Annotated in this window: 9 protein-coding genes; 8 read left to right on the top strand and 1 reads right to left on the bottom strand. The window is 36.8% G+C overall.

Annotated features, from left to right (window positions below; translation table 11 throughout):
• Positions 1-61: 61 nt before the first annotated feature.
• From prfA to ruvB, 7 genes are all read left to right on the top strand, one after another.
• Positions 62-1,150: a peptide chain release factor 1 gene (prfA, locus tag AC21OH_RS06165; RefSeq protein ID WP_487370693.1), complete on the top strand. Its 1,089-nt coding sequence runs from the start codon at positions 62-64 to the stop codon at positions 1,148-1,150.
• Positions 1,151-1,430: 280 nt separating this feature from the next.
• Positions 1,431-1,871 (top strand): hypothetical protein, encoded by a 441-nt coding sequence (locus AC21OH_RS06160; protein ID WP_487370692.1) that lies wholly within the window; start codon positions 1,431-1,433, stop codon positions 1,869-1,871.
• 52 nt (positions 1,872-1,923) lie between these two features.
• A complete protein-coding gene (gene lysS, locus AC21OH_RS06155) occupies positions 1,924-3,447 on the top strand; it encodes a lysine--tRNA ligase (protein WP_487370691.1) in 1,524 nt (507 codons plus the stop codon).
• A 256-nt stretch (positions 3,448-3,703) separates the two neighbouring features.
• Positions 3,704-5,149: a hypothetical protein gene (locus AC21OH_RS06150; protein WP_486535013.1), complete on the top strand. Its 1,446-nt coding sequence runs from the start codon at positions 3,704-3,706 to the stop codon at positions 5,147-5,149.
• A 224-nt stretch (positions 5,150-5,373) separates the two neighbouring features.
• On the top strand, positions 5,374-7,443 hold the full coding sequence (dnaX, locus tag AC21OH_RS06145) for a DNA polymerase III subunit gamma/tau (protein WP_487370690.1): 2,070 nt from the start codon (positions 5,374-5,376) through the stop codon (positions 7,441-7,443).
• A gap of 217 nt (positions 7,444-7,660) precedes the next feature.
• Positions 7,661-8,563 (top strand): LysR family transcriptional regulator, encoded by a 903-nt coding sequence (locus AC21OH_RS06140; RefSeq protein ID WP_486535015.1) that lies wholly within the window; start codon positions 7,661-7,663, stop codon positions 8,561-8,563.
• A 361-nt stretch (positions 8,564-8,924) separates the two neighbouring features.
• Positions 8,925-9,902, top strand: coding sequence for a Holliday junction branch migration DNA helicase RuvB (gene ruvB, locus AC21OH_RS06135; RefSeq protein ID WP_486535016.1), 978 nt, complete (start codon positions 8,925-8,927; stop codon positions 9,900-9,902).
• A gap of 202 nt (positions 9,903-10,104) precedes the next feature.
• On the opposite strand, the gene AC21OH_RS06130 is transcribed toward ruvB, so the two are convergent.
• Entirely contained in the window at positions 10,105-11,292 is a 1,188-nt protein-coding gene (locus tag AC21OH_RS06130; protein WP_487371589.1) for a hypothetical protein, read from the bottom strand.
• 189 nt (positions 11,293-11,481) lie between these two features.
• Between AC21OH_RS06130 and AC21OH_RS06125 the strand changes: the two genes are divergently transcribed.
• The gene (locus tag AC21OH_RS06125; protein ID WP_486535018.1) at positions 11,482-12,057 is read left to right on the top strand and encodes a L,D-transpeptidase family protein; all 576 of its coding nucleotides are present in this window, start codon (positions 11,482-11,484) and stop codon (positions 12,055-12,057) included.
• Positions 12,058-12,089 lie beyond the last annotated feature (32 nt).

Genomic DNA, 12,089 nt, shown 5'->3' with positions numbered 1-12,089 from the left:
TTAGGACAGTCTAATACGGCGCCTTAAAGACTATTAATTCTCTATCAAAAAAAGCTAACTTATGAAAGACTCATTAAGAGAACGCCTAGATCAGATGGTAGATCGCTACGAAGAGGTGACGGCTCTTCTATCTGACCCCGATGTCATTAGTGATAATAATAAATTCCGCGAGCTGTCAATGGAGCACAGCGATCTCAGCGAAATAACATCATTGTGGCAACGATACTTACAAGCTGAAGCTGATAAAAAAGACGCAGAAGAGATGATTGGTGAGGCCAGTGATCCTGATATGAAAGCCATGATGCAAGAAGAGATTGACACTGCCACAGATGATATTAAAGATATGGAAGAAGCCCTAAACGTTATGATGCTACCAAAAGATCCTAACGATAAAGTGCCTGCCTTTTTAGAGATTCGTGCAGGTACTGGCGGCGATGAAGCAGCTATATTCTCAGGTGATTTGTTTCGCATGTATGAGCGCTATGCGTCCTCACAAGGCTGGACCATTGAGATATTGTCTACCAATGAAGGCGAGCATGGCGGCTATAAAGAAATCATTACACGCGTATCAGGCAATGATGTATACGGCCGTTTAAAATTTGAATCGGGCGCGCATCGTGTTCAGCGCGTGCCAGAAACAGAAAGCCAAGGTCGCGTGCATACCTCGGCATGTACGGTCGCTGTTATGCCCGAGGTCAAAATTGACGATACGGTAGATTTAAATCCAGCTGATATTAGAATGGATACATTTCGCTCTAGTGGTGCAGGTGGACAGCACGTTAATACGACAGATTCGGCGGTACGTTTAACGCATATACCAACAGGTGTCGTTGCAGAATGTCAGCAAGAACGCAGTCAACATAAGAACCGTGCAAAAGCGATGCAAATGCTTGTTTCTCGTATTCAACAAGCCAAGGTTCAAGAACAAGTTGATACTGCTGATGCGCTTAGACGTGATTTGGTCGGTAGTGGCGATCGTAGTGAGCGCATCCGTACCTATAACTTTCCGCAAGGACGCATGACGGATCATCGAATCAACTTAACGCTTTACAAGTTAGATGCCATTATGGAAGGTGATCTAGATGAGATACTAGATGCATTAACGCGTGAACATCAAGCAGATTTAATGGCTACTGTAAGTGGTGAATAATTACTATTTATTAATATTTACTATTTATCATTTCTCATAGTAAGCTTTTAGCTGGGCAATTTTCTGATTAATACTTAGTAATTTAATAGTTAAATACTCAACACGTTATAGTTATTTAAATCATAGGTAACGAATGATCGTTTATATGTCATCTTTTGAAAATGACTAACTATTTAGGATATTTATTATCTTATTAGTTATACATGTAATACTTATATTCAGCAGGATTGCTAATCCTTTTATTATGATGCTCGAATTTATTAAACGATAGGTTTTAATTATGATTAAATACATTAAATCTAGCTTGTTGGGTGTTTTAACTTCAAGTGCATTGATACTATCAGGTTGCACAACGGACGGTATAGCTGATAACAATAATACAAACCAACCATTACCTATAGATTTAACTAAATTTAGCGACCAGTTTGAAGCATGTCCAAAAGGTACTAAAAATGATGTTTTAGAATGTAGAGAACAAAATGGTATGCTTCAAAGAGAAGGGATGATGGGGTGCTATATGTGCGTCATCACTTTTAAAGATGCCGGTCAATCATGTCAAGACGCTAGTGACTGTGAAGGTGCTTGTTTGACTTCTCAGGGCGAATTCAAGCCTGCTGGGACTAACAATCATATAGGTACATGCCAAAGCACCAACAGTCCTTTTGGATGTTATCAAACTATAGAACAGGGTGTGTTACAACCTGCTATATGTGTTGATTGATATTTTACACAAACTATTTAAATAATTTAAAATTTATAAATTTGAGAGTCTTATGTCTAATAATAAACCTGAACAAGCCCCATCAGTCGATGAAACAAATGATCTAATCGCTCAACGTCAAGCTAAGTTAGATGAAATTTCAGCCTCAGGCGAAATTGCTTATCCTAATCAGTTCAAACGTACAGATTACGCAGATGACTTACAACAGCAGTTCGAGGGTATTGATAAGCAACAAATAGAAGAAAAAGTCTCAAATGGCAATAAGACCTCAGTTAATGTAGCCGGTCGTTTGATGTTAAACCGTGGCTCATTTATGGTCATTCAAGATATGACGGGTCGCATTCAGTTATATGTCGCTCGTAAAGAGCTTGATGACGATACTAAAGCGTTAATTAAGTCGTTAGACTTAGGGGATATCGTTGGCGTATCAGGGTTTATTGGTCGTTCAGGTAAAGGCGATTTGTACGTACACATCGAAGAGATTACTTTATTAACTAAGTCATTACGACCCATACCAAACAAGTTTCATGGTCTAGCAGACACCGAAGCACGCTATCGTAATCGCCATTTGGACTTGATGACCAACGAAGACAGTCGTCATACTTTCATGGTTCGTAGTCAAGTGATTAGCGGAATTCGTAAATTTATGCTCAATGAGCGTTTTATGGAAGTTGAAACGCCAATGATGCACCCCATCCCAGGGGGTGCTGTTGCACGTCCATTTATCACGCATCACAATGCGTTAGACATGCCACTGTATTTGCGTATCGCTCCAGAATTATACTTAAAGCGTTTGGTAGTTGGCGGATTCGAGCGGGTGTTCGAAATTAACCGAAGCTTTCGTAATGAGGGGGTATCCACACGTCATAATCCTGAATTTACGATGATCGAATTCTATGAAGCTTATGCTGATTATAAAGATTTGATGGATTTAACTGAGCGAATGTTCAACGAATTGGCGACTGATATTTTAGCTACAACAGAGCTCACCTACCAAGAAGAGAGCATTAGCTTAAAAGCGCCTTTTGAGCGTTTAAGTATGAAAGATGCGATTGCAAAATATGCCGAAGACTTTGATATATCTAAAGTAGATGATAGGGATTATTTGGCTGATTACGCTCAAAATGTACTCAAGCAGCAAGTCAAACAAGGCTTTGGTGTCGGTAAACTTCAAACCATTATCTTTGAAGAAACCGCTGAGCATAAATTACGTCAGCCGACCTTTATTACCGAATATCCTGCTGAAACCTCACCACTGGCTCGTCGTAATGATGAAAATGCAGAAATCACTGATCGTTTTGAACTGTTTATTGGTGGTCGTGAAATTGCAAATGGCTTTAGCGAGCTTAATGATCCTGCAGATCAAGCGGAACGTTTTTATAACCAAGTTGCTGAAAAAGATGCAGGCGATGATGAAGCCATGCATTTTGATGCAGAATATATTGAAGCCTTATCGTACGGCTTACCACCAACCGCGGGAGAGGGTATTGGTATTGATCGATTAGTAATGTTATTCACTGATGCGGCCAGCATTCGTGATGTCATTTTATTCCCGCATATGCGCCAAAAAAACTAATTATAACCCCGAATCATCAATTATTGATTTTATACGGTCGGTGAATGCTGTTTTTAAGATATAGGACTGTATAAACAATACAGTCCTAAATTTATTTAGTAGGTTTAATATATAAGTGTAATATAAACTTAAATAAATATTTAGAAAAAGAAATATTTATTGTATAGTCAATATGCCGCATGACTCGTGTTAATATTGATAAATATACGATAGACAACCATATTAATAAATTCACAATTTAGGTTAAATGGATGATATGGCAAATTACTCTGCCCAAAAAATCAAAAGTGTTTCTTTAAATAACCAAGATCGACGCTTTGCAAACTATGAAGAAGAATCAATGAAACCATCTAATACATCTAATACGAGAGCGAATAACAATAGACCACTTATTAATCCTATGTCAGAAGGAGGGGCGCCTCCTGCTGTTAAGAAGAATCCAACAACCAAACCGATAAATTTTGATTGGCTTGGCATGTTCCATCGCACGTTTATGTCTTTATACCTAGATGAAGAAGATCCATTAGTAGGGGAAGGACTATTTGACTATTTGTTTGTTATCGGTGACAAACGTCTATACGTTTTGGTTAATGAAGAGGGCATCAAGTCGAATAACCCAGAAGTTTCTGCCAACAAACTTGAAAAGTTAAAACAAAGCTCGGCAATGTTCATTAACAAACGTTATCATCAAATCATGAATAAAGTAGAAAGATTAAAAGCATTAGATAGTTCGGCTGAGAGTAATGATGCTGATCTTTCAAAATACGATGATATTAAATATATCGGTATTACCTCGCTTGCTGTCAACTTCCGAGGTGAAAATTATCAGATTGAACATTTATACGGCAGTAAGTTTTTTCAAGAAGATTGTGTATTTGATTTAGATGATGACAATAAAGTCTTACAACTATTTAGTTTAAATGGGTTTTATAAAATTGTTAAATTGCTGCAAACACCGAGCGACTTTATAAGTTTTATAGATTTTCATCTCAATCAATTGGTGGATTATCAAAGCTATGTAGATGAGATAGCTTTAGCCGAATTATTTATTGTCAGTCCAGAGTTCTTTAAAAGAGCAGTTACGGTACAAGAGAAGCTAGTAGATATCGGCTTAATGTCCAATGTGGAAAGTCGCTTGTTAACAATGATTCAATCAGATGAAAGCGATAAAGAAAAGGAGAAGTTGAGACAAGAGCTTAGTACCAAACTAAAAAGCTATTCAACGATGTATCAGAAGCTGCTTAATAAAGCGACAGAGCGTAGGCATGAGTCAGATGATATAATTCCTATTGAGCAGGTCCAATCATTAGTAAACGAATCTATGTATACCAGATTAAGTATCATGGAAGAAATGGTCGCTTACGAACATCGTTCACAAGAAGAGTGTTATGAGGGGTATGTAAGTCATCAGCACTCATATAACGAATTTGGGCATCATTACGTACTCATAGTTTATGGTTTACGGCCAGATGCCGAATATTCTAAAGAAGCAGTAGAACAAAACTATAATAGTATGCTACTAGACATTAATGCACAGCTTCAAGATCCAGCCATGTCAGAGTTTTTTATACTAGGTTTTGATATGTCGAACCATGATGGCAAAGGTAATGTGACCGTACAAATGGATGTATACCATAAGTCTGGATTTGAAATGTCAGAAATAGAACACCAATATTTCGAACAAACACAGGGATTGGCTTAATCACTAATTTGTCAGCTTAGCATTATAGCAATTTAATAAAAATGCTTTAAATTGAAACGCTTATAAACTATAAACTATTAGTCAGGATAGCTATAATCTAAATTAGCCATCTACTAAATTATCCATCTACTAAAAATTGTTTTTAACTTAAATAGTTATTAACTCGAATACCCTTTAGTAAAATTCCGATTTACCATTCTATATATATAGGTTTGGACATCATTATGTCACAGCAGTATCAAGTTTTGGCACGCAAATATCGTCCAAAGAATTTTCATGAACTGGTTGGACAAACCCATGTTTCTAAAGCGTTAATCAATGCAATTGATCACAACCGTCTGCACCATGCTTATCTGTTCACAGGTACACGCGGAGTTGGTAAGACAACGATTGCTCGTATTTTGTCGAAATGTCTAAATTGTGAAACGGGTATTACCAGTACCCCATGTGGGGTATGTCATAGCTGTGTGGCTATTGATGAGGGTCGATTTATTGATCTTATTGAAATTGACGCCGCATCACGTACTAAAGTAGAAGATACGCGTGAACTTATCGATAACGTGCCTTATGCGCCGACACAAGGTCGGTATAAAGTCTATCTTATTGATGAAGTCCATATGCTGTCTACTCATAGTTTTAATGCCTTGCTTAAAACCTTAGAAGAGCCTCCAGAGCATGTAAAGTTCTTACTAGCCACTACCGATCCACAAAAGCTACCGATTACAATTATTAGCCGATGTCTACAATTTGTACTACGCCCCTTACCTCAGCAGGCAATTAGCGAGCACTTGGAGAGTCTACTTTCTAAAGAAGATGTTAAATTCACTCAATCCTCTTTGTGGCAGCTGGCTAACGCAGCAAAAGGCTCTGTACGCGATGCTTTATCACTAACCGATCAAGCGATAGCGTTTGGTCAAGGCGAATTAACTGATGAAACGGTTAATGATATGTTAGGTTTAATAGACAGCTCAGATTTAGTTAGTCTTGTACTTGATATATACCATGGTAATAATGGAGCCGTATCACAGCATATTGAGCAAATGCGAGCTCAAATGGTAGATGCCAGTAGCATGTTTGATGGTTTGGCAGAGTTACTACATCAAATTGCGATGCATCAGATTCTACCTGATATTGCTTTAAATGTTAATGAAACTCATGCTAGTAAAATTCATGAGCTTGCATCTACAATTAATGCCGACGTCCTCCAGCTATATTATCAAATAGTGATACAAGGGCGTGAGCAAATTAAATTAGCCAATACACCGCTGCAAGCGCTAGAAATGTGTCTATTACGTCTATTAGCATTTAGACCTTTAGCTGTCAATGAAGTGACAGCGCCAGTTGAAGTCGAAGCCGAGCCATTATCGCAACCAGTCAATCAAGATAATGAAGAGGTTTTTGACGATGGCGCACTTTTGAAAACAGCTGAGACTCGAGCCACGGTCGCTAATGAAAAAGTGACTGAATATTCTAATGAAACTATTAAGTCAGACGATGATTTTGAACCAAACATTGAGTCTTTCGATCATCTAGAAAAAACATCCTCTTTCAAAGATATCGAAACAAACGACGTACACCTAAGCGAAGTGCAGCCAAGTGAAGTGCAGCCAAACGAGGTACAACCAAACGACGTTCAATCTGAAGATATTAGCGTTCAACAAGACTTGAAAACGTCAAAGCCTGACTATGAACATCGACATTCTGAACAACAGGATTCTTTAATTCAAAATAGAGTAGAGTTATCAGTAGTTGATAATAAAGACAGTGAACTACAGCAGGCTAATGTTGACTTAAATACAGAAGAAAAACAGACTATCTCTAAAAGTAGTGACGTGATAGATCATGCAGATGACCCACGTCATCTATTGAAATGTGAACCCATCAAGTTTGAGGGTGAATGGACACCCGACAAATGGGACTATTGGTTGCAAACGGCCCGAGAATTAGGATGGTTGCACCAAGATCAGTTGGCGTTGGCTAGGCAAGGTGTCATGACTGGAGACATTAATGGTAATGCTGTATTCAAAGTTGCCTTTGATACCAAAAACATGCAGAGTATATTTAAGCATATTGCAAGCCAACTTGAACAACAGTTTAATTCTACAGTCGCTATATTAATAGATAGTAGTTTGAACACTAAAAGTGCCGATCTGTTACCGCAAAATCGACAAAAGCAAAGAGAAGATAAAGCTAAAAGCTATGCTAAGCAGCTTATTCTTAACAGCCCAGTTCTACAAACTTTGCAAAGTAATTTTAATGGTAAAGTCACCCATTTAAAGTTAATTGAAAATTAGATAGCCAAGATAGATATTTTTATTTAATCTAAAGTAATTATTTTAAAAATTGAATATAAAAAATAATATTATACATTTACTTTAAGTTTTAAATTTCATTAAATATTAATTCTCATTTATCGCTCTGAATCCCAACAATTGATTAAAAAAGTCAACATTTGTCAAATAAAATGAGTTATAATGCTTGTCCGGTATAACTTAGTTGAGTATTTGAATAATGTTAGACAATCTTAGAGGAATGGCTGTTTTTGCCAGTGTTGTTGGTCACGGTTCATTTAGTGGCGCAGCACGCCAGCTAGGCATTACTACCAGTGCAGTAAGTCAACAAATTAGATCTTTAGAACGAGACCTAGGTGTCGTATTATTACACAGGTCTACCCGTAAACTAAGCTTAACAGAAGCTGGTGCGAGTTTTTATGAGTCAGCAAAAGATGTTGTATCTGCAGCTGATCAAGGGCGTATACGTGTCAATCAGCTACGAGATGAGCTTGCAGGTAGCCTAAGAATTGCCACGACGCCAGAGTTAGGGGTTAATCATATCTTACCTGCGCTATCGACGTGGATGGCTGCTCACGATGATTTAAACATCAATTTTATTGCAGACAACCATTATATTGACCTTATTGATGAGCGTGCTGATATCGCCATACGTATGAGTCCTAACATCAAAGATAGTTCGGTTGAGACTTATCCTTTGTCTGATGTTAAGCAGATATTGGTTGCTTCTCCTGATTATTTAAGACAGCGAGATAAAATAACCGCACCAAAAGATTTATCTAGTCATCAGCTTATCGCTATTGATTTAATGAAAGATCCAACATTATTAGAGTTTAAGCATGTTGAGACTGGTAAAAAGAATCGCATTAAAGTTCCATCACGAATACAAACTAATAACGTCTTCCTAGCAACGACTTTGGCTAAAGAAGGTCATGGCTTAGCGCGAGTCCTATCTTTAGATATACAAAAAGAACTTGAATCTGGTAACTTAGTAGAAGTATTACCAGAATATTCTTTGCCGCATTTTATTCTGTATGCCGTAACGTTAGACCGTGATCAACAACCTGCTAAGATTACGCGTTGTTTAGAGGTATTAAAGAAACATTTCCATTCTGGCATTTAAATTTCAAATAATGTTCCAATAAAAATAACAATAATAATAACAATAAATTACGATAAATAGAGCTTATTAATTATGATTAATTAATAAGTTTTTTTAATTATGAACTTATTTTTTAAGTACTAAATCTAAAATATGAAAATGTTAAATTCACTTAAATTTAAAAATGAGATTTATAATTTAATAAGTTATCATAGTAATTCGATTTAAATCTTCTACAAGTCTTTGAAAAAAGAACATTAAAATTTTAAGAACTTTAAGAGTTCAAGTATTACATGAGTAGGTATAACGATGACAAAATTCGTGTAGTTTTTAGCGATTACGCTATGTTTATTATAAGTGGTCTGAAACTGGTTAACTCAATATGGAAAATCGTCTTATAAATCCTTTAGAACGCGTCGACGATTCTATCGATTCTAATATCCGCCCAAGCACATTGGCTGAATACATAGGTCAGCCTGTTGTTCGTGAACAAATGGAAGTATTTATAGAAGCCGCCCGCAGGCGTAATGAATCTTTGGATCATACGTTAATCTTTGGGCCTCCCGGCCTCGGAAAAACTACTTTAGCCAACATTATAGCGCGTGAAATGGGTGGCAATTTACGTTCCACATCAGGGCCTGTTTTAGAAAGAGCAGGTGACCTGGCAGCAATGCTCACTAATCTTGAGGAGGGTGACGTACTATTCATTGACGAAATCCATAGACTCAGCCCGGTAATTGAAGAGATATTATACCCAGCGATGGAGGATTTTCAGTTAGATATAATGATAGGAGAAGGCCCTGCAGCCCGATCAATTAAACTTGATTTGCCTAGATTTACGCTTGTTGCTGCGACAACACGGGCAGGTTTGCTAACCTCTCCGTTAAGGGATCGTTTTGGTATTGTTCAGCGCTTAGAGTTTTATAATATTGAAGATTTAACGACTATCGTGAGTCGTTCTGCTCGTTTAATGAATGTGACGATGAAAGATAACGGTGCTGTTGAAGTAGCTCGGCGTTCACGAGGTACACCTCGTATCGCTAACCGATTATTGAGACGAGTTCGAGATTATGCAGAAGTTAAATCTAATGGTGAAGTAACCGGAACGATAGCTGACAGTGCCTTAGACATGTTAGCGGTCGATAGACGTGGTTTAGACCATTTAGATAGGCGATATATTGAGATGCTGCATGCTAGGTTTGATGGAGGGCCTGCAGGCGTAGAGTCGATTGCGGCTGCGATGGCCGAGGATAGAGGTACCTTAGAGGATGTTATTGAACCTTACTTGATCCAGCAAGGATATGTACTACGGACTGCACGAGGTCGTGTATTAACCCAAATGGCAATAGATCAAATTTAAATAATTAACCAATAAGAAAAAAAGCGCAGAATAAATTTTTATTCTGCGCTTTTAATTTGTCTGAAATGGTGAATGGGTCGTGTTAGTTAATTTTATCTAAGATAATAAGAGTACTTTCTATTTAAAATATATCTTCAATAAATGAGTATCTTCTAGATCATCACTGTCATTCAATTACTGTCACTAAATAAGAATTAGAGTATTAGTTTAAATCTTTAATTTGTTGATTAGATGCATGATGTTCAATCGTATTAGTAAGCATTTTATCTTTATCACTATTTAGATATTTGACAACGGCCATTGCACTCAACAGACCAATCACTAAGATTAATAAAATTAAGACTGGGTTCTTCCAAAAAGGTTTTGGTTTGCTAATAGATTTGGTTGTATCTTTATAGGGCTTAAGTTGTTTGTCTGATTTATTTTTATTATCAAGTAGGCCAAAATTAACAAAAGGTCTTGACGGTGCCTGTATGGGTTCGGGGGCAATCTTCAATCTATTTCTACTTAAATATATGTCAGAGATTTTAGCCAGCTGTAGTAACCAGCGCTGATAAGGTAAAGCAATGTTGTCGATTGAGCAGAAGGTGAGTACATCACTTTCATTGGCATTATCTACTATTAGTTTTGTTGGGTTTGAGTCGATAGGTGATGATACGTATTCAGAATCAACTTCAGATGCAGGTTTTTGACCTCGCCCTATTACTTTGGCGTAATTAGGCATTTGCGAGTTCTGAATATCTTCTGAGATTTCATTTAAATGACAGCCAGTAAGTTTTAGCCATTCTTCATTAAATTCTGGCACTTGCTGATAGTAATCGTTATATTCAGTGTCTAAATCAATTATATTAATTTCGTTATTAGATTCACTAGGATGTCGAGGTAATTTAATGAACTGTGCTTGTAGGTGTAACCATTGATCAACTTCATTTGCATCAAGTTGTGCGAAGTCTGTCAGAATCGCCAATTCACGTAAACAAATTAGATTTAATGCACCAAAGAGAATAATAACCTTATCTTTTGATAAAGCAGACAGTTGAGATAAACGCGCTATGATATTATTTTGTACTTTATCATTCGGATAAAGGGCATCAATAGTATTAGACCCATAGAGTTTGGCGGTTTTCATGGCATCTGAGTTAAATGCATTGTGCTTACGCATCTCTTTAACCTGACTGCGATTAAATAGCTTTTTCATAATCGCTTGTGAACCATAATTTTGATTATAAGCGATAATGCCGCATGTATAGGCTTGAATACCATTTTCAATAATTAGTCTAGCCTGAGGTAATGATGTATTGCCAAAATCAGCAAAAATTGAATCAATAGGCTGAGTATCTTGATAAAGAAAATCGTAAATTGATATTCGGGTAGGTAAAAGAGCAGTCATAAGATCTTATTAATTATAATTTTAATTATCATAAGGGCGAACTGCATAGGTTTCAAGGCTAATATAGATATATCGTTATATTTACATCGCAATTAGCTATAATACTTATATATTTGACGTCAAGCTAACATATATATTTGTTTTAAAAGTAGTACTTTTTTAAAAAATAAGAAGGTAGATAATACGGTTATGGATAATAAGCACATAGTAGTTAATATTGAAAAGCAAACCTTAACTTTATACAAATCTAATAAATTAAAATCTCTAAATACTACTCAAGATGCACCAAATCAAAACCTTCAGAATTTATTAAATAATAATAGTGCTATTCAAATCAATGAATATCAAATTTCAACAGCTAAAAATGGTATAGGCAGTTTGGAAGGTACGGGTTGTACGCCTTTAGGTCATCATGTTATAGAAAATAAAATTGGTACAAATATGCTAAGCGGGACTGTGTTTGTAGGGCGCAAACCTACTGGAGAAGTTTATAATGATCAACTAGGGTATCAACATCCAAATAGAGACTGGATATTATCTCGAATAATGTGGCTCAAAGGCTGTGAGCTTGGATACAATCAAGGGTCTAATAATAAAGGGTGCTGTGATACCTATGAAAGGTATATCTATATTCACGGTACCCCTGATACAGAACCTATGGGAACGCCGCTATCGCATGGTTGTATTCGTATGCGTAACGACGACGTCATTGAGTTGTTTGATTTAGTCGAAGAAGGCACAAGAGTAGATATAATTGAACGTTAATACAATAGGGATGACTATATATTTATTACATC

The sequence above is a fragment of the Psychrobacter sp. CX10 genome, assembly GCF_057621575.2.
The sequence above is the reverse complement of the archived record's forward strand: the minus strand, read 5'-3'. Positions and strand labels throughout refer to the sequence as shown.